Source organism: Paenibacillus xinjiangensis (assembly GCF_059686975.1).
Genome location: NZ_JCAALS010000006.1, coordinates 125,848 through 144,442 on the forward strand (window position 1 = coordinate 125,848; position 18,595 = coordinate 144,442).

At 44.9% G+C, this 18,595-nt stretch carries 19 protein-coding genes and 1 pseudogene; 15 read left to right on the forward strand and 5 right to left on the reverse strand.

Annotated elements, in window-relative coordinates; translation table 11 throughout:
* Positions 1–7 precede the first annotated feature (7 nt).
* The 7 genes from AC6ESP_RS08255 to AC6ESP_RS08285 all read left to right on the forward strand — a co-directional run bounded on the left by AC6ESP_RS08255 (position 8) and on the right by AC6ESP_RS08285 (position 4,909).
* Positions 8–430 carry a DUF3995 domain-containing protein gene (locus AC6ESP_RS08255; protein WP_497096228.1) on the forward strand — a complete coding sequence of 141 codons (423 nt, stop codon included), beginning with the start codon at positions 8–10 and terminating at the stop codon, positions 428–430.
* 85 nt (positions 431–515) lie between these two features.
* Positions 516–941 carry a GrpB family protein gene (locus AC6ESP_RS08260; RefSeq protein ID WP_497096323.1) on the forward strand — a complete coding sequence of 142 codons (426 nt, stop codon included), beginning with the start codon at positions 516–518 and terminating at the stop codon, positions 939–941.
* 38 nt (positions 942–979) lie between these two features.
* Positions 980–1,813 (forward strand): SPL family radical SAM protein, encoded by an 834-nt coding sequence (locus tag AC6ESP_RS08265; RefSeq protein WP_497096229.1) that lies wholly within the window; start codon positions 980–982, stop codon positions 1,811–1,813.
* A 176-nt stretch (positions 1,814–1,989) separates the two neighbouring features.
* On the forward strand, positions 1,990–2,505 hold the full coding sequence (locus AC6ESP_RS08270; protein WP_497096230.1) for a methylated-DNA--[protein]-cysteine S-methyltransferase: 516 nt from the start codon (positions 1,990–1,992) through the stop codon (positions 2,503–2,505).
* 40 nt (positions 2,506–2,545) lie between these two features.
* Complete coding sequence (locus AC6ESP_RS08275; protein WP_497096231.1) at positions 2,546–3,163, forward strand: DNA-3-methyladenine glycosylase family protein; 618 nt, start codon at positions 2,546–2,548, stop codon at positions 3,161–3,163.
* A gap of 59 nt (positions 3,164–3,222) precedes the next feature.
* The gene (locus AC6ESP_RS08280) at positions 3,223–3,738 is read left to right on the forward strand and encodes a GNAT family N-acetyltransferase (RefSeq protein ID WP_497096232.1); all 516 of its coding nucleotides are present in this window, start codon (positions 3,223–3,225) and stop codon (positions 3,736–3,738) included.
* A gap of 46 nt (positions 3,739–3,784) precedes the next feature.
* Complete coding sequence (locus AC6ESP_RS08285) at positions 3,785–4,909, forward strand: NAD(P)/FAD-dependent oxidoreductase (RefSeq protein ID WP_497096324.1); 1,125 nt, start codon at positions 3,785–3,787, stop codon at positions 4,907–4,909.
* Between the two features lie 88 nt (positions 4,910–4,997).
* Here the strand turns inward: AC6ESP_RS08285 and AC6ESP_RS08290 are convergent, their stop codons facing one another.
* Genes AC6ESP_RS08290 through AC6ESP_RS08300 form a run of 3 tightly spaced genes read right to left on the reverse strand, consistent with a single transcriptional unit; the run spans position 4,998 to position 8,952 of the window.
* A complete protein-coding gene (locus tag AC6ESP_RS08290) occupies positions 4,998–6,182 on the reverse strand; it encodes a Ger(x)C family spore germination protein (protein WP_497096233.1) in 1,185 nt (394 codons plus the stop codon).
* A complete protein-coding gene (locus AC6ESP_RS08295) occupies positions 6,169–7,293 on the reverse strand; it encodes a GerAB/ArcD/ProY family transporter (protein ID WP_497096234.1) in 1,125 nt (374 codons plus the stop codon). The genes AC6ESP_RS08290 and AC6ESP_RS08295 overlap by 14 nt, the downstream gene beginning before the upstream one ends.
* Before the next feature lie 24 nt (positions 7,294–7,317).
* Positions 7,318–8,952 carry a spore germination protein gene (locus AC6ESP_RS08300; protein WP_497096235.1) on the reverse strand — a complete coding sequence of 545 codons (1,635 nt, stop codon included), beginning with the start codon at positions 8,950–8,952 and terminating at the stop codon, positions 7,318–7,320.
* Between the two features lie 150 nt (positions 8,953–9,102).
* Here AC6ESP_RS08300 and AC6ESP_RS08305 point away from each other — a divergent pair, with 150 nt between their 5' ends.
* The 4 genes from AC6ESP_RS08305 (at position 9,103) to AC6ESP_RS08320 (ending at position 12,675) form a co-directional block, all read left to right on the forward strand.
* A complete protein-coding gene (locus AC6ESP_RS08305; RefSeq protein ID WP_497096236.1) occupies positions 9,103–9,243 on the forward strand; it encodes a hypothetical protein in 141 nt (46 codons plus the stop codon).
* Positions 9,244–9,348: 105 nt separating this feature from the next.
* Positions 9,349–10,365 (forward strand): NAD(P)-dependent alcohol dehydrogenase, encoded by a 1,017-nt coding sequence (locus AC6ESP_RS08310; RefSeq protein WP_497096237.1) that lies wholly within the window; start codon positions 9,349–9,351, stop codon positions 10,363–10,365.
* Positions 10,366–10,555: 190 nt separating this feature from the next.
* Positions 10,556–11,002 (forward strand): DUF6843 domain-containing protein, encoded by a 447-nt coding sequence (locus tag AC6ESP_RS08315; protein ID WP_497096238.1) that lies wholly within the window; start codon positions 10,556–10,558, stop codon positions 11,000–11,002.
* Between the two features lie 191 nt (positions 11,003–11,193).
* Entirely contained in the window at positions 11,194–12,675 is a 1,482-nt protein-coding gene (locus tag AC6ESP_RS08320; RefSeq protein WP_497096239.1) for a right-handed parallel beta-helix repeat-containing protein, read from the forward strand.
* Positions 12,676–12,722: 47 nt separating this feature from the next.
* Here AC6ESP_RS08320 and AC6ESP_RS08325 read toward each other — a convergent pair whose 3' ends face one another.
* A complete protein-coding gene (locus tag AC6ESP_RS08325; RefSeq protein ID WP_497096240.1) occupies positions 12,723–12,878 on the reverse strand; it encodes a hypothetical protein in 156 nt (51 codons plus the stop codon).
* Between the two features lie 24 nt (positions 12,879–12,902).
* Positions 12,903–14,090, reverse strand: a pseudogene (locus AC6ESP_RS08330) (PepSY-associated TM helix domain-containing protein).
* A 170-nt stretch (positions 14,091–14,260) separates the two neighbouring features.
* Here AC6ESP_RS08330 and AC6ESP_RS08335 point away from each other — a divergent pair.
* The 4 genes from AC6ESP_RS08335 (at position 14,261) to AC6ESP_RS08350 (ending at position 18,485) form a co-directional block, all read left to right on the forward strand.
* Complete coding sequence (locus tag AC6ESP_RS08335) at positions 14,261–15,040, forward strand: alpha/beta fold hydrolase (protein ID WP_497096241.1); 780 nt, start codon at positions 14,261–14,263, stop codon at positions 15,038–15,040.
* Positions 15,041–15,318: 278 nt separating this feature from the next.
* Positions 15,319–15,648, forward strand: coding sequence for an ArsR/SmtB family transcription factor (locus AC6ESP_RS08340; RefSeq protein WP_497096242.1), 330 nt, complete (start codon positions 15,319–15,321; stop codon positions 15,646–15,648).
* On the forward strand, positions 15,645–16,067 hold the full coding sequence (locus tag AC6ESP_RS08345) for an SRPBCC family protein (RefSeq protein ID WP_497096243.1): 423 nt from the start codon (positions 15,645–15,647) through the stop codon (positions 16,065–16,067). The genes AC6ESP_RS08340 and AC6ESP_RS08345 overlap by 4 nt, the downstream gene beginning before the upstream one ends.
* A 162-nt stretch (positions 16,068–16,229) precedes the next feature.
* On the forward strand, positions 16,230–18,485 hold the full coding sequence (locus AC6ESP_RS08350) for an ATP-binding cassette domain-containing protein (RefSeq protein ID WP_497096244.1): 2,256 nt from the start codon (positions 16,230–16,232) through the stop codon (positions 18,483–18,485).
* Positions 18,486–18,595: the final 110 nt, after the last annotated feature.

Sequence of the window (18,595 nt, forward strand, 5' to 3'; positions counted from 1 at the left end):
GAGCACGATGGGGATTTGGTTCACTTGGATCGTAGGGGCAATCCTGTTTCTATTAAGTGGTATTCATGTGTATTGGATGGCAGGAGGGAGTAGAGGTGGGTTGGCAGCAATCCCAAGCAGCGGCTCTAATGCTTTGTTCCGTCCTTCGAAGGCTGCCACCGGCATCGTGGCGGGAGCTTTGGCACTAGCGGGATGGCTAGTACTTGAGCTCGGTGAGGGGATTCGACAGCTGCTGTTCTCTGATGGGATACTTTTGTATGGTGGATACATGTTGTCAATCGTCTTCATCTTTCGTGCTATAGGGGATTTTCGTTGGCTGGGGTTCTTCAAGAAACAACGAGGTACTTTATTCGCCAAGTGGGATACCATTCTATATTCACCATTGTGCCTCTTCATCAGCATCTGTGTGTTATATATAATATTGAAGTGACAAGAGAACAGCTTGCTAAAGTGTCGTTGCAATGGTAATATCGACGACTAGATATTGAATAAGGTGTCTAGTTCAACTCATTGAAATTCATCATATAGGTAGTACAGCAGTACCGAATTTAAAAGCTAAGCCAATCATCGATATGATGCCAATAGTCAGAGACATTGAAAAAGTTGATTATTTTAATGAAAAGATGATTGAAATAGGTTATGAGCCACTTGGAGAATTAGGGATTAAGGGAAGAAGATATTTTCGTAAAGGCGGAGAGAACAGGACACACCAAATTCATATTTTTCAATATGATAATGATTTTGAAATAGAACGTCATCTTGCAGTTCGTGATTACCTTAAATGGCATGATGAAGACGTAATTGAATACGGAAAGTTAAAAGAAAGACTCGCCCAACAGTTACCTAAAGACATCGAAGGATATAGTAATGGTAAAAATGATTTTGTACAAAACTTGGAACGAAGAGCGATTGTATGGAAACGGAACCATAATAGTAAATAATTAGAACCTACACTTAATAAAGAGAGATGTTGATTCCAATGGCCATTGCAATCACAACTATATTATCCAAGAAAATATTAAACGAAGCGAAGGGCTACTTGGATATCGGATTTACCCATTCCCTGAATCCATATAGCGGATGCGCATTTGCTTGCAGCTATTGTTACGTTAGAGAAATGCCGATTCAAGCGTTCAAAGAGATTCCATGGGGAGAATGGGTAGAGATTAAAGCCAATGCAGCTGACAATTACCGAAAAGAAATGGCAGCCCTCCGTCGTAAAAACAAAACCGTCAATCTATTCATGTCCTCGGCAACAGATCCTTATCAGCCTATTGAACGAAAAGCAGAAATTACACGACAGCTTCTGGAAGCGATGATAGTAGCGCCGCCTGATCTGATTCAGATTCAGACTAGAAGTCCGCTCATCACAAGGGATATTGATCTGTTACTCCGCTTGAAGGAGACCTGCAGCGTGCTTGTATCCATGACGATTGAAACGGATCGAGAAGATATCAAACGAATGTTCGCTCCATACGCACCTGGAATTGGCCTGCGGCTGCAAGCTCTAAGAGAACTGCATGAGGCGGGAATAACAACACAGGCCGCCATCTCACCTGTATTGCCGTTCACCCCTCAGTTCTCTCAATCGTTGGCGGGAATCGTGGATCGGATCTGGATCGATACGCTTAATATCGGGGATGGTTCAATGGGCAGACGTTCTAAGAAGCTAGGAATGCCTGAATTGTTCGAGGCACATAAGCTGTCAGAATGGTATCGAAGCGATATCCATGTCCGAGTAGAGAAGTATTTTAGAAAAAGCTTCCCTCATGAAATGATTCATGTCTCGAAAAATGAAGCTTTTCCAAAATAACAGGTACAAAACAATTCCCGCGTCTTACGTCTTACGCGGTTTTTTTGTTGGTTAGATATTTCATTATCTTGCTTTTATACTCTGAAGTGCGTACAAATGCTGCAGTCGCGAGTTATACTAACGGTGTAAATGCAAAAGTAGATATAACGGCCAATATGATTGGAGGCTTTCAATAGATGTATTCACCTACAGATACGAACCTATACTGGACACTGTTGTCCTATGAAGACTGGAGGCTATATGTGGCTGCCACCGAGAAGGGTCTTTGCTTCATTGGGTCACAGGGGAGTTCATTCGAAGAATTAGAAGAGTGGAGAGACAAACGCCGCCCAGCACATACCCTGATTCAAGACGACACCCGATTACAGCCGTATACGGAGCAATTGGTTCAGTACCTTCGCGGAGAGAGGCAGCATTTCACGATGAGGAATGATATACAAGGTACGGAGTTTCAAATGAAGGTGTGGGCTGCGCTTGAGCAGATACCTTTTGGACACACGTGGTCTTATTCAGATATCGCTGCACACATTCACAAGCCTGAAGCTGTACGCGCTGTTGGTGCCGCGATTGGAGCCAATCCCATACTGATTACGGTTCCTTGCCATCGTGTCATAGGTAAAAACGGTGCACTAACCGGCTATCGCGGCGGACTAACCATGAAGACGCAGCTCCTTGAGATAGAAAGAAAATAATAAGCCTATGTTATATCTTCCATTGAAAAGAGGAATGCGCATGGGTACGGTTTATACAAAGATTTTTGAATACGGAGCATTAGAAATGGAGCATTTGCAGGCAGTCGATCCTGTTCTTGGCTCTGCCTTCGAGCGAATTGGTATAATGAAACGAGTAGTCATACCTGATCTGTTCACCGCATTGGTTCATGCAGTCGTAGGCCAACTCATATCCATTAGAGCCGCCGACACCATTTGGGCTCGTATGCAGCTCAAGTTCGTTGATATCACTCCAGAAGTTATTCAATCACAGGATCGCGATACCATTCAGAGCTGTGGATTGACTATGAAAAAGGCAGCGTGTATTCATCAGCTGGCTGAAGCAGTTGTAAGAGGCGATGTTCAGCTGGAACAATTGACTCAGCTATCCGACGAGGCGGTAATAGCAGAGCTCATAAAGCTGAACGGTGTTGGTAGATGGACTGCAGAGATGCTGCTGCTTAACGCCATGGAGCGCCCGGACATAGTGAGCTGGGGGGATATTGCGATTCGACGAGGAATGATGAAGCTGTATGGATTAGAATCGCTGACGAAAGAGCAATTCGATCACTATCGCAAGAGATACTCACCTTATGGTTCCGTTGCATCCATCTACTTGTGGAAGATATCTTTTGAATAAGCTGAAGAAAACGATTGTATGGTATTTTACATATCAGATACGGGTTGGGGGGGAATAACTTGGTGGTATTGGAGAAGGGGAAGCTTCGAGTTCGTGAGTTAACGGAAAATGATGCATACTTACTTGTGAAATGGCTCTCAGATCCAACTGTACTGCAATACTATGGGGGACGTGATCGACCTCATGATTATGAAATGGTAAGAGAAAGTTTCCTTCAACAGGATGATGAAACGAGATGTATTGTAGAATATGATTCACAAGCAATAGGCTATATTCAATTCTATGTCCTTGATGATGAAGGTAAACAGGAATATGGTTATACCGATCTGTTGGGGAAATTCTATGGTACAGATCAATTTATTGGAGAATCTGATCATTGGAACCAAGGAATTGGAAAATTGTTAGTTCGATCAATGGTCGATTATTTGATACATGAGCTGGAAGCAGATAAGGTTGTAATGGACCCGCAGACATGGAATACTCGAGCGATAGCATGCTATGAAAAGTGTGGCTTTAAGAAGATAAAGTTGTTACCTAAACATGAATGGCACGAAGGTGAACATAGGGATTGTTGAATAATGGAATATTCACAAGAGGAGCATGACTGAAAGGAATGAATGCATCATGAAGATAATTGTCATCGGATCGGGGATTGCTGGCGCATCCACTGCGTACCAATTAGCTAAGCTTGGAGCAGATGTACTTATTATTGATCGGCAAGATGAAGGACAGGCTACGGATGCAGCAGCTGGCATCATTTGTCCTTGGCTATCGCAGCGACGCAATCAAGCTTGGTACCGACTCGCCAAAGCGGGAGCACGTTATTACCCAGAGCTAATCGAAGAGCTTGAGAGTGAAGGAGAAACCGAGACCGGCTATGGCAAGGTCGGAGCCCTCAGCATAGAGATGAATCAAGAGAAGCTCGACAAAATGGAAGCAAGAGCTTACAAACGAATGGAAGACGCCGCAGAAATAGGTGCGATTACACGACTTGATGAGCAAAGCACCCGTGAACTATTCCCGCTGCTAGTCGAAGAGTATTCGGCCTTGCATATTAGCGGAGCCGCTCGTGTTGATGGAAGGGCGCTGCGTGATGCATTGCTTCGGTCTGCGATCAGGAACGGGGCTGAGCTGATCTATGGAAATGCTAAGCTGGAATATGAATGTAATCGTGTAACAGGCGCAACAGTTGGGACTAATAGCTATCAAGCAGACAAGGTTATTGTATGTGCGGGAGCATGGGCGGGAGCGTTGCTTCAACCATTAGGAATTGTGTTCAAGGTGAGCTATCAGAAAGCGCAGATCATGCACTTGCAGATTCCTGAGCCGAATCTTAATACTGGCAACTGGCCAGTCGTTATACCGCCTTCTGATCAATATCTGCTTGCCTTCGAGGATCAGAAAATCGTGATTGGGGCGACTCATGAGAATGATATAGAAGGCTATGATACGAGGATCACACCGGGTGGGATGCATGAGATTTTGAGCAAAGCTCTGGCATTCGCACCTGAACTGGCCAATATCACTTTCCAAGAAGTTAGAGTGGGCTTCCGCCCCTATACAGCCGACTTTCTTCCAGTCATTGGAGCTATACCAGATTGGGAAGGTCTTCTTGCGGTAAACGGTCTCGGCGCGTCTGGATTGACGATGGGACCTTATATCGGAAGCCAGTTGGCTAGATTAGCGCTTGGAATGGAACTGGAAATTGATCTAGTGGATTATAATATTGAGAAGGCGATAGACTGACCAGATACCATTCACGGGTCACATACATGTGTTCAAATCGCATGATAGCGGCAGAGCAATGTCCATCGTTTAAACGTTGCCTGCCGCTTTATTCTGTTGTAGAACCAAAATCAGTTATTTTCAAATCGATTTTCAAGTCAATTTGGGATTGGCTGAACGTATCGTCCCATTGTTTCTTCACCTTATTCCAGACTTGTGGCTTCTGAATCCGGACTGCTTGTCCGAATTTAGCTACATCTACTTTGTACTTGGATTGCATCGCGAACAAGAGGTGATCCATCATCTTCCTAAGCTTACGCTCGAACAACAGCGCCATCTCATCTTGGTATTCAGTAGAAGAAGGGTTCCCCTCCACATTCCAATCCTCACTTAACCGTCCTTCGCTTTCCATATGAACCTTAAAAGTGATCTGCCCAAGCGCATTTGTGTGTACTTTAATGCTGCTCTTCATCGACTTCATTTCATACGACAGGGGATTACCCTTATCGTCTTGTACCTTAATGGTACCACTACTACCCTCATTAGTTATCCAAACTATACATTCTACATCTTCTTGAGTTAGATTCCCAATCCAATGCCCCGAATCTCCTCTAATGATCCCGGCACCGCTAAGTTCAATCTCTCCCTGTGCTTCAATGATATTCTGAAGGATAAAGCTTTGTTTGGAATGCATAAGCGCATCTAGATCTGTTATGAGAACAGAGCTCATAATTTTGCTTGTCCTAAACTGGTTTTTCACCATTTCATTAATGTGAAAAGAAGGGATTTCATCTGGAACTTCGGTCATTAACGTATTGAGAGCTTTACCAGAGCTTACGAAAACTTTCACACTTGGCCTTATATCGTTATCACGTAGAACAAAGTCCGTGATCTGCCTGATGCTCTGCTGCTTGAGCAGCTTAGACGAAATAACTAGAATTTTGAGATGATGTCCGATTATAGGACGGTTAAGCCTTATGGAAAACTGTCGGAATATTTCAAGAAGAGAATCTCCAGTTCCTGTAACATTGCTATAAGCAGACGATTTGCCTTTGCTCTCTTTTTCAGATGATGCGACCGGAACGATCTGAATAGTCGCTGTTAGTTTATTTTTCTTCGAATAGGCACTTCCCTTTTCTTCAAATTCCTTTTCGATAGCTGTTCGTTGACCAACATCTAATGCCAAGCCTGAATAAAGCGACAAATCTTCAATCTCCTTGCTGCTCCAACAGGCCGTTTGTACCAATAAGATCAACATACTGAGGAGAAGTAATACTCGTCTAGGTCTGCTCATGCTGTTTACCACCTTTTGAGCGTATGATCCAAATCAAGCTGAGAAGTACCGGCACAAGGAAAAAAATGACGAGACCCATTTTTCCAATTGTATCACCGAGGCCAAACACTTCATTTATATTTTTAGGAATCATTGCAGCAATGAAAATAAGCGGCATAAGCGCGAAAACAACCTTTTTGTACGAAACCTTGAATATTTGTGAGATGCCAAGCGATGCATTATAAAAAAAGCAGTTGTAATTACAGAACATTTGCATCAGCCATATCACCAAAAGCGGAAATTCAAAACGTTCAAATAAAAAGCCAGAAATCTCAAAGCTGCGGACTAAATCAATGGTAGGCCAAGTACTCGTAATCGCTGAGTCGACAGAAACGCCTCCTATTACCATAACAACAGTGAAGAAATACAAGCCAAAGGGAATGCCAATACCGAACAACATAGCTTTGATCGCTTGTCGAGGGTTCTCCATTTGGGCAACTAGCGTCATGATTACCTCACAGCCTGTATACACAAGTACAGTTGATTTCAAGCCTTGAAATACGGGATAAATGCCTTCTCCTAAAAAAGGTCTGAGGTTACTAATATGAAATAGCTTGATGCTCAATATATAAGAAACAATCAGAATACATAGGCTAATTGGGAATACAATCTGGAATACCCGTGCAATGGCATTGATTCCCCCCATTACTAAATAAGCACCTAGCCAAATAAATGGAATGACAATCGCCCAAATAGGTGTGCCTTCCAGTAGATAAAAAAGCGTGACATCCGCTACTGAGCGGATTTCATAACCTGCGATGATGATGTAATATAGGACTAATATGAGACACAATAGCCCCCCAGGAAACTTCCCCGCAATGATTCTTGAATATTGGTACACCGTGTGACCAATAAACTGTTGGCTTAATTTGGTCATTACTACAACTACGAGCATAACAATCAAACCACCGATTAATATCGACATCCAGCTATCAGGTGTTTTGACCGTCTCGCTCACGCTTCTAGGTAATGTGAGAATACCTGCGCCAAGAACGTTATTGTTCAAAAAAATAGCTGCTTGTGTCGATGTTATTTTATCGTTGGGATTTGCAAAAGAATGTTTAACCTGCACAGGTTTACCTCCCCTTAACAATAGTTACCTACGTGTAGGCTTTTTGGTCTTCAGCATGCTCGGCCTACGTTTCATCATGGACAGCGGAGCACGTATGAATAGATCCTTCCAATCGCTCCAACGGACAGGGCTTGCAGGTGTTAAATAGGGGACGCCGAAGCTCTTCAGCTTCGCAAGATGGCTGCATATCAACAAGAAGAATAAGATGGTTCCGAACATGCCTAGAATCGCTGCAAATAACATACCCACAAACCGAAGCATACGAAGAGTTAGCCCAGCACTATACACAGGTATCGAGAAAGAAGAAATCGCAGTAACCGCCACAACAATAACTAGAAATGGGCTGACGATTCCTGCTTGAACCGCTGCCTCCCCAATGACAAGACCACCAACGATTCCCATCGCAGGACCTATCGGCTTAGGTAATCGTATACCAGCTTCCCGTAATATCTCGATCGATATCTCCATAATTAAGACTTCAATTATCGAAGGGAAAGGAACTCCTTGCCTGGTTTTGATTATCGTCATAGCGAGTTCTGTTGGAATAAGGCCCGGGTGAAACGAGATAAAGGAAATATATAAAGAGGGTGCCAACAGCGCTATGAATGCTGCAAAGAAACGCAGCATCCGCATGAGAGAACCGGGAATCCACCTTTCGTAGTAATCCTCTGGCGATTGCAGCAGCATACTGAAGGTGACAGGCACGATAAGGGCAAATGGCGTGCCTTCTAACAATATAGCAATTTTACCTTCCAATAGAGCAGAGATAACTCGATCAGGCCGCTCCGTATTCATTGCCTGCTGGAACGGACTTAAATAACTATCCTCAATCAATTGTTCGACGTAACCTGATTCTGCTACATAATCGATGTCTATTTTATGGATTCGGGCAATAACCTCCTTGAGCAAATCCGCATTAACAATATCGTCCATATAAGCTACAACCAATTCCTTATTAATAGCGGTGCCTACCCAAAAGCTTCGTATTTGCAGATTGTCTGTTGTGCCGTGACTTCTCAACATCGATGTATTCTGACTAAGCCTTTCGGTGAAGCCAAGTCTCGAACCACGCAGGATAGATTCAGATTCGGGTTCACTCACAGCACGAGAGGGGCTATCAGGTGAGCTAACCAGCAAGCCTTCTTGATACCCTTCGATTATTAGGGCCATATGCCCCCGTAGAATCGAATGAATCAATTCCTCAAAAGAACGCACTTTGTGCAAGGGATTCAGTGCTAATCCTTCTTCCAATTCAGGCGCTGCAGCTAAATCACTGTGCTGCTGAGAAGCTAATACGTTCATCATCTGTAGATTAAATTCCTTATTCTCTTGCATTCCGTTTACATAAATCATGGCAGCTCGAGCATTAATTCCTTTCATCACAAATGTACGGAAGTTAACGTCACTGTTAGCACCTATTTTGTTTCTAATGTAAGTGACATCGTCATCATAATTGCCAGTGAAAGGTGTTGAGCGAGGCTCTACATTATCTGATGTTGGAGCTTTGTCCCCTTGTGTGTTCGATATTCTTATTCGGTTATCTATAAGTGCATAGAACGATCTGTATAAATAATAAATAGCAATTGGAATGAGTAGGGTCAGCGCCGCTTGAAAAAAAATAAGCCAATCCGGGATGTGTGATATTATCTGTGTCCACATATTCAGAGACCATTCCTTATTCGTTTTTGTAGATCGTTTATAACATTTCCTAACTTTTGAAAGATATTCAAATCAAGGGAAAAACGGTCAGCTTCGGGAAGACGCTGACTAGTAATGGGTACACAAATACTAGATTATTCTTGTGATATAATGATCAAAAAGCGATGGTATCGGACCGATGGCACAATAAAGCGCTCGGGGTATTTCGACAAGGGCGAGCCTGTGGGTGAATGGGTCACCTATGACAGCGAAGGCAAGACATACAAAACATCCAATCGTGATAAAAAGTAAAAAGCATCGAGCGTATCATCAGATCAGCCAGAGTTTATGGTAAAATTAAGTATAACTGTAGAGGCACAGATCAGAGTTGAATGGAATAACTGTAGGAGGCTGATGATGAGAGTAGGCGAAGGCGGAGTAAGTACAATGAGAGCGCTAGTATATGATAACTATGGCTCACCCGATGTTCTGCGCATTGAAGAGGTGTCGATCCCCAAACCTAAGGATCATGAAGTACTCATAGAGGTGCATGCCGCATCTGTGAATTCCTGGGACTGGGATCTCCTCCGCGGTAAACCATACATCAACCGCCTTAGCGGGCTACGCAAGCCCCTTTATCGTATCCTAGGCGCAGATATTGCTGGTCGGGTAGTTGAAGTTGGCGCAGCGGTTACGCGTTTCCGCGAGGGGGACGAAATATTCGGGGATATCTCCGGGAGCGGGTGGGGCGGCTTTGCAGAATATGTAACAGCTAACGAGAGTGCTATAACTCCGAAGCCTGAAGGGCTGAGCTTCGAGCAAGCAGCGGCCATTCCTCAAGCAGCAGTTCTGGCCTTGCAGGCGTTGCGAGATAAGGGAAAGCTTCAGAAGGGGCAGCAGGTTCTGATTAATGGAGCGGGCGGCGGCGTCGGAACGTTCGCTATCCAATATGCCAAGTTGCTCGGGACGGAAGTGACTGGTGTAGATCAAGCTGAAAAGCTGGGAATGCTGCGTTCCATCGGGGCAGACTTCGTGCTGGACTATAGAAAAGATGACTTCACTGCAAACGGATTGCAATACGACTTGATCCTCGATGTCGTTGGAAATCGGTCAATATTCGAAGTAAAGCGCGCGCTTAAATCAGGTGGTACTTATGTCATGATTGGCGGCACAATGTCTCGTATCCTACAGGCTGTATTCATATCCCCTTTTGTCTCGTGGCTTGACAAGAAGAAGCTTACTTTACTTATCCATAAACCTAACAATGACGATCAGTTGGTCTGGAAGGCGCTCGTTGAAGCAGGCCAAATCAAGTCCATCATCGATCGACAGTATTCATTAGACGATGCAGCCGAAGCGATACTCCATCTCGGAGAAGGCAGAGCACATGGGAAAGTCGTCGTATGTATGAAGAAGGCGAGTTCATCGCTGTAGATTTCGGGCAGCATAGTTATCTCTCTTTAAAAGTCGCATTTGGTGCGACTTTTTTTTATTCATTTTTGTATTTGCGAAGAGCATTCTAATTGCCAGTACCATTCATCTGGTAGGGTACTACAAATGTTAGAACTAATGAAGAGCAAAGAATAGGAGTAGAATCTGAACCAGATGGGGGAGATGATACTTAATGAGTGACAAAAAAATTATTATCGGTTTGCTCGGAGTTACTGCTGTCTTGTGGTTTATTGGTAGTTTATTTTTTGGTCATTTGTTTTTCACCAGCAATACTTCAACGAATGATATTTATTTAATCCCTGAAGGCTTTGAAGGTGACATAAGGGTGAATTATAATGTTCAAGGCGCACCTCTACTTGTGAAGGAGGGAGAGTTTGATGTCATTCCTATTGGAGTCGATGGGACATACGATACTTCAAAGCCTGATATGGAGTACGGAATAGTTAATGGTCAATATTTCTATGTCAGCCCTGACGGATGGCGGACTCCGATAGATGAACGTTGTGTCAATCGCAAAGGGAATGGTTCATCGAGTATAGGTTCAAGCATCAAAAAATATAATTTTTTAGAAATAACCAAGACCAAGTGCAGTGATGATTATAGGAGTTGGGGAAAGTAAAACCACATAGAACCACTTGGTGTATCAATCTGCACTTCCTATGTTTTGAAAGATAGAAACCTTCTGCCTTTTGCAGTTGATTATTCTTCTACACTTGAATACGATACACTTTGGAATATAATCATAGGAAATAGACAGTGAAATTACATTCATATGTAATACACAGTAATAATGCAAATGGGGAGAAAGCAATGAGGAAAATATTACCAGGACTGGCCATGTGCCTTGGTTTGATTGCGGTATACGGCTGTTCTAGTCAGTCCGACTCACCGCTATCGCGTGATAAGCCTACAGGGTTGGACTACTATATATCCACAAATGGTGATGATCGAAACCAAGGAAAGATAGATTCTCCATGGAAGACGCTTCAGCATGCAGCCGACCAAGTGCCGCCAGGGAGTACGGTCTATGTGCGGGAGGGTATATATAATCAGAAGCTGAACATTACACGTGGTGGCTCGGAGTCAGAAGGACCGATCGTATTCACCGGTTATCCCGATGAAACAGCTGTTATCGACGGAGAAGGCTTGCCGGTTAACGGGATGGAGGGCCTTGTAGAAATCGACAATACGAGCTATGTAACGATCAAGCAGCTGGAGATTCGTAATTTTAAGACCTCAACAAACGGAGAAGTTCCAGTAGGTATATACATACATGGATCTGGGAGAACAATATGCTTGCTGGAGAACCGTGTTCATGACATCGCTAATACCGTCATACCTGAAGGAGAAGAGCTTTCGGGAAGGGATGCCCATGGTATTGCTGTCTACGGAACAAATGCTGAGGAGCCCTTGCATGATCTGATCATCGATGGAAATGAGCTGTATGAGCTGGTGCTAGGTTCAAGTGAATCGCTTGCCGTCAACGGCAATGTCGACGGGTTCGACATAACGAATAATCTAGTCCACGACAATGACAACATCGGAATTGACCTGATCGGCTTCGAGGGTACTGTGGATGATGAAGCGGTTGACCAAGCCCGCAATGGCACAATTAAAGGGAATACGGTGTATCGTATCACTTCAAATAACAATCCGTCCTATGGCAAGGTACTGCCTAATGACAGCAATTCGGCTGGTGGAATCTATATCGACGGAGGGAGGAACAATCTCATCGAGCACAACCGATTGTATGACAACGATATTGGTATTGAACTAGCTTCCGAGCATGCCGGGCATGTGACCAGTGGCATTATGGTGAGACATAATCTAATCTACCATAACCGACTAACTGGCATTGCCATGGGAGGTTATGACGAGGAACGTGGCGGTACTACAGCCAGCACGATCCAATTCAACACCCTTTACGAGAATGACCTGTTGGATGCTGGCAACGGCCAGTTGTATCTGCAGGCTTCCTTGACCGGGAATACGATTACGGACAACATTATAATCGCTAGTGATTCGGGGGTGCTGATCTATAATGAATATACGAGTAATACGGGGAACGTGGTGGAGCATAATGTGTATTACGCTGAATCAGGAGCGGACAATGCGGAATGGGTATGGACTAATAACGCATATACCGGCTTCGCCTCTTATCAAGAAGAGACCGGCAATGATTCAAGCTCATTGTTTGTGTACCCTCCATTTATAGATGCTGCCCAAGGAGATTTTGGACTTTCTCCTGGTTTCTCAATGGAGGGGATAGGGTGGAGTGAAGCGGCAGAGTGAATAAGAAAAGGCAGCCAATAGACTGCCTTTTCTTCGGATAAACATCATTAATGATGGTTGCCATGAGTAAGAGCAGGGATATGAATCTCAATGTCTAGAATATTTTCCTGTTTGTACTTTGCAGCCGTATCCCGACTAACAGCATTGCATCCCGTCAGGATCATTAGGAATACAATTGCGAGGATAAGTTGTTTGAACCTCATAGCTTAAACCGCCTTTATGTTTTCTTAAGCATTGAACATTTTCTTCAGTCTGGGTATTCGCTTGATGAGAACTAGATCCAAGAAGGCGACTACAATTAGCGATACCCCAACAAGCGGGAATAAAATGCTGTATACAACAAACAAAATAAGAAGACCTTTAATAGAACCGAAGCTTTGCGCGCGAGGGGCGCCTATCTGTGCCTTAGGCTTGCGCTTCCACCACAATAATGAATCGTTGCTTCATCTCTGGCTTTCGGTGGAAATACGGATAATGTGAAAATTCCCTCATCTGACTTCGGGAATATGACTTCATAAGTGGGATACATCTGTAGTCGATTAGCGATGTTCACGACATCATTGATCGATAGCTGTATGTACTCTTCGTTAGGTACGGATACGGGAACCTCCAAATTCTCTGCAGCCCAAGGCACATCAGCAATATCTTTTGTTTTCAACGTACTGGAAGGAGAGCACCCACCCATACTGAAGGCGGATAGCCGAGGCCGCTGTTCGTAACAAGAGTTTGAATCTTAGTCCCCCAGAATCCGGACCATAGCAACCCCGTAATAATGAGAAACATCATAGCCGCGGATAACCAAAAAGCAGGAACAGCATGCAAATCTCTCAACAAGTTCCGTTTAGTCGTTCTGAATCGCGGGATAAAGATGCCTTTCCATTTCTTCTTATCTCGCGGAAACCATAAATATAAACCAGTCCATACGAGAATTAATGCCCAGCATGCGGCTAATTCCTCAATTCGGTCGCCGGTTGTGCCCAGCATTAACTCTCCATGAAATTCTTCAATACGATCCATTAATCAATTGCGGTCATTGAGCTCCCCCATAATGTCGGAGGTGTACGGGTTAATAAAGATAGTAAAAGTCTCATCCCCGCCACTCACTCTCACTTCAGCAGATCGGGTATCGCCTTCGCCAGGACGATACTTCACGACCGTATATTCTGGGTAGGCTGCTTGCACTTTATCGATAAGCTGTGAAGATTGTAATTTGGCGCCATCATCGTTGACTACATAATAATCATGATACATCCATTGCTCAATTTGAGGCTTGAATAGATAGACCGAACCAGTTATTGCTAAAAAAGGATGAAAGGTGCGAATAATAGGCCTGCGTATAAATGCCATCTCCAGATGGTTAAATAGATCGATCCGGCATTGGGCTTCTTGATGACTGGCTTGATGTTCGTTTCCATAGTTCTCTCCTGTCTGATTCTTATGCACATCGATCTATTATAAGGGAAGCGAACGAATAAGACATGACTCAATAGGGCTATGCACTTCCTGCATCAGCATAGGCATTCACCCTCTGTACAATAGTTGAATATCCTGATACAAGGCTTTCATAAGGAACGGAGGATTCGAATTGGGATACTATGTGACCGTTGAAGCGGGTGTTAAGCTGTTCGTAGAGGATCTTAACCCCGGGGGCAACAAGACTATTGTTTTCTTGCATGGCTGGCCATTGAGCCACAAGCAGTTCGAATATCAGTTCAATGTTCTTCCTGCTATGGGGTACCGGTGCATCGGCATAGACTGGCGGGGGTTCGGAGATTCGGACAAACCGCTGCACGGCTATAATCTTGATCGTCTGGCGGAGGACATTCGTATTGTCATTGAGACGCTTCAGTTAAAAAACTTCACACTCGCGGGACACTCTACCGGCGGCGCCATAGCAGTCAAATATGCATCACGCTATAGCGGTCACGGGTTATCCCGTCTGATTCTTATCGACGCCGCAGTGCCGAGAGGATTCACCAAAGAGACAGCAGATCAGCTGATGGATGAAACCTTGAATGATCGTCCCAATATGCTGCAGGGTGTCACGAATATTTTTTTCTTCCAATATGTTACGAATCGTTTTGCAGACTGGTTTATTCAATTGGGCATGCAAGCAGCAGGATGGTCGACAGCGGCTATCATCACGATGCTCCGAGATTTCAACCTAGAAGCAGACCTTCCCAAGATTAAAGTTCCAACGCTAATCGTACACGGCACCCACGATAAGGTGATACCGTTCGAGCAGGCACAAGAAATGCACCAAAAAATAAGAAATTCGCAGCTCGTTCCGTTTTATTACAGCGGCCATGGCTCTTTCTATGATGAGCGCGATAAATTCAATAAGCTGGTCATGCAATTCGTATAGCTGGAACTTTACTAAATAAGAAGCCATATAACTGTGGCTTCTTATTTGTACATAATAAGAACATAGAATCCCAACAGCCTCAGCATTATCATGCTGAGGATTGTTAACACGTAGTCATGTAGGCCAATAGGGCATACGATCAATAGTTGACACGACACCAAATGGTAACCTATAATAATATACGACACTGAATGGTGTCTAATCAGAGATTCTCACCCCTTGGGCGCTACGTCCGAATAACCGCATACCCTAGGAAATAATAATGAGGAGAGGGTGTTGTGAACGAGAACAACCAGCAGCGGGATGTGTATGACGCGATTGCAGATCCAACTAGGCGCCAACTGATTCGTCTATTAGCTGAGGCAGAGGAGATACCGCTTCATGAATTAACGGCACAATTTCAAATGGGCCGAACTGCGGTGTCCAAGCATTTGACAATTCTTAAAGAAGCCGGACTGGTCCTGGACCGAAAAGTCGGCAGAGAAACGCGTTTTAGGCTAAACGCATCTCCACTGAGAGAAATACAAGATTGGGTAGCTTTCTATAGCAAGTTCTGGAGTGCGAATATGTTGCGCTTAAGCCAACTATTAGAGGAGGAAGAAGAATGAGCTTAGCCTTAACCTTGGATTTTCAGTACACGACATCGATCGTGAAGCTTTGGTCTGCCTTAACCGATTCAAGCAAGCTTGCCAAGTGGGTGGCCAACATCCACACAGGTGAGCCGATGGAAAATGATTTCAAACCCGTCGTAGGACACCGATTTCAATTCCGCACTCAGCCATCCGAATATTGGGATGGCATTATTGATGGTGAAGTTCTTATCGTGGATGAACCAAACCTGTTGTCATATACTTGGGCAAGCGGAGAGGAGAAACACACGGTTACCTGGACGTTGCAGGATTTAGGGGACGGAAAGGTTAACCTTCATCTCGAACAAACCGGATTCTCTAATGTTCATGGTCTCGAAGGGGCTAGGTATGGCTGGAGCAAATGGTGCGGCGAGCTTGATAAGCTATTGGAGCAATAGCAGTATTCGGTTCGCGAGCATCTCACTGCCCAATGCTGCATTATTGATACTATAAATGAACCTTGCTAGGATCAACATAAACCGGCTGCATGTAGCTTGCAGCCGGTTTATGTCTGATGAATGGTACAATGTGAATATAAACCTATCGGAAGGATGTTAATCATGAGCGAATCTAATCAGGAGTTTATCGTGATTTCGGGTGCGAGGGAGAACAATCTCAAAAATGTATCCCTTCAAATTCCCAAGAAGAAGATCACGATCTTCACCGGAGTATCCGGATCCGGTAAGTCATCGATCGTCTTCGATACCATCGCTGCCGAATCTACGCGATTGTTGAACGAGAACTTCAGCATGTTCGTGCGTAATTTCCTACCCCGCGTTCCACAGCCAGATACGGATGGAATCGAGAACCTAAGCATGGCTGTTATTGTGGATCAGAAACGGCTGGGCGGAGGCTCTCATTCTACGATGGGAACCATTACCGATATCTCTCCTATTCTCAGACTGCTATTCTCGCGAGTGGGTCAGCCCTATGTTGGACAAGCCCACATGTTCTCGTTCAATGATCCGCAAGGCATGTGCCCGGAGTGCAGCGGGATCGGCCGCAGGCTGGGTGTAGACATGAGCAAGGCGCTCGACATGTCAAGGTCGTTGAATGAAGGAGCGATCTTATTGCCGGACTACGCGGTGAACAGCTTTGATTGGGCGTATATCGTACAGTCGGGGGATTTCGATCCAGACAAGAAGCTCAGCGATTATTCGGAAGAGGAATTGGACAAGCTGCTGTACGCTAAGGCGAAGAAAGTGGAGATGCAATTCGCTGGAAAGGCAATGAATATTACAGTAGAGGGCGTCATCGAGAAGTTCACTAACAAGTATATCAAGCGGGATCTGAAGACGATGTCTGAGCGCACTCAACGAGCTGTTGCACCGTACATCTCAGAGGCTCCATGCTCCAGCTGTCACGGCTCAAGACTTAGTCAAGCTGTCCTCAGCTGCAGGATCAATGGACTAAACATTGCAGAATTATCTTCCATGGAGGTCGGACAGCTTATCCGCGTCATTCGGGAGATTGAGGATCCAGTCGCGGTACCGATTGTCAAGTCGCTTAGTGATCGACTGCGGCATCTAGTGGATATCGGACTTGACTACTTGACGTTGGACCGTGAGACGGATACATTGTCCGGCGGTGAGTCACAGCGCGTCAAGATGGTGAAGCACCTGAGCGGCAGTCTGGTAGATGTCACTTACATCTTCGACGAGCCCAGCGTTGGCTTGCATCCCCGTGATGTACATCAGTTAAACGGATTGCTTCAGAAGCTGCGCGACAAGGGCAATACCGTCATAGTCGTTGAGCATGATCCCGATGTGATCAAGATAGCGGATCATATCGTCGACGTCGGGCCTTATGCTGGCAGCCGCGGTGGTACTATCGTATATGAAGGAAGCTACCCAAGCTTACTGGAGGCAGGAACACTTACAGGTACCCATATGAAGCGACCGCTCCAATTGAAGGAGGATTGCAGACAGCATTCCTACAAGCTGTCGATCAAAGATGCCACTCTACACAACCTGCGGAATGTAAGTGTTGATATTCCTACCGGAGTGCTTACTGTAGTTACGGGTGTTGCCGGATCAGGCAAGAGTACGCTGATTAACGAAATATTCCTCAGCGAGCATCCAGATGCAATCGTCATCGACCAATCTGCAGTAGGAGTGTCAACACGCTCGAATCCCGCGACCTATACGGGCATTATGGATGATGTGCGCAAAGCGTTTGCATCCGCGAACAAAGTAAACCAAGGCTTGTTCAGCTTCAACTCCAAGGGAGCATGCGAGAACTGCCAAGGTCTGGGTGCTGTGTATACGGATCTCGCATTCCTTGACAGTGTGAAGCTGCCATGCGAAGTATGTGGAGGGAAGCGGTTCAAAGAAGAGGTGCTCGAATACAAGCTGAATGGCAAGTCAATAGCAGAAGTGCTAGAGATGACCGTGGAGCAGGCATTGGAGTTTTTCCAGCTGAAAGAGGTTGTACGTAAGCTTCAGGCGATGAGTGATGTAGGGCTGAATTATATTACACTCGGCCAGCCGCTCAGTACGCTATCAGGCGGGGAATGCCAGCGCATCAAGCTGGCAAGCGAGCTGCATAAGCAGGGGAGCATCTATGTGATGGACGAGCCGACGACTGGCTTACATATGTCAGATATCGGTCACCTTTTGGAGATCATGAACCGACTCGTCGATGCCGGTAATACGGTGATTGTCATCGAGCACAATCTTGATGTGATTAGTCAAGCAGACTGGATCATCGATATGGGTCCGGACGGAGGCAGCAAGGGTGGCCAGGTGGTGTTCGAGGGAACACCAAGGCAGATCATCCATGCAGTGCAGTCAATTACAGGAGAATATCTGAAGTAATGATCAAGCTTATGTATGTATTAATAAGGCTGCCAGCAATATGGGCAGCCTTTCGCTTATGTAAGAAACAACTATCCTGCGTTGCGGATTGTGTTTTTTTGCCTTAATTC

Excerpts from the sequence above, each read along its gene's own strand:
- AC6ESP_RS08255 (WP_497096228.1), top strand. The coding sequence starts at position 8 with ATGGGGATTTGGTTCACTTGGATCGTAGGGGCAATCCTGTTTCTATTA.
- AC6ESP_RS08350 (WP_497096244.1), top strand. The coding sequence starts at position 16,230 with ATGAGCGAATCTAATCAGGAGTTTATCGTGATTTCGGGTGCGAGGGAG.
- AC6ESP_RS08315 (WP_497096238.1), top strand. The coding sequence starts at position 10,556 with ATGAGTGACAAAAAAATTATTATCGGTTTGCTCGGAGTTACTGCTGTC.
- AC6ESP_RS08325 (WP_497096240.1), bottom strand. The coding sequence starts at position 12,878 with ATGAGGTTCAAACAACTTATCCTCGCAATTGTATTCCTAATGATCCTG.
- AC6ESP_RS08290 (WP_497096233.1), bottom strand. The coding sequence starts at position 6,182 with ATGAGCAGACCTAGACGAGTATTACTTCTCCTCAGTATGTTGATCTTA.
- AC6ESP_RS08310 (WP_497096237.1), top strand. The coding sequence starts at position 9,349 with ATGAGAGTAGGCGAAGGCGGAGTAAGTACAATGAGAGCGCTAGTATAT.
- AC6ESP_RS08275 (WP_497096231.1), top strand. The coding sequence starts at position 2,546 with ATGGGTACGGTTTATACAAAGATTTTTGAATACGGAGCATTAGAAATG.
- AC6ESP_RS08345 (WP_497096243.1), top strand. The coding sequence starts at position 15,645 with ATGAGCTTAGCCTTAACCTTGGATTTTCAGTACACGACATCGATCGTG.
- AC6ESP_RS08270 (WP_497096230.1), top strand. The coding sequence starts at position 1,990 with ATGTATTCACCTACAGATACGAACCTATACTGGACACTGTTGTCCTAT.
- AC6ESP_RS08305 (WP_497096236.1), top strand. The coding sequence starts at position 9,103 with ATGATCAAAAAGCGATGGTATCGGACCGATGGCACAATAAAGCGCTCG.
- AC6ESP_RS08265 (WP_497096229.1), top strand. The coding sequence starts at position 980 with ATGGCCATTGCAATCACAACTATATTATCCAAGAAAATATTAAACGAA.
- AC6ESP_RS08320 (WP_497096239.1), top strand. The coding sequence starts at position 11,194 with ATGAGGAAAATATTACCAGGACTGGCCATGTGCCTTGGTTTGATTGCG.
- AC6ESP_RS08300 (WP_497096235.1), bottom strand. The coding sequence starts at position 8,952 with ATGTGGACACAGATAATATCACACATCCCGGATTGGCTTATTTTTTTT.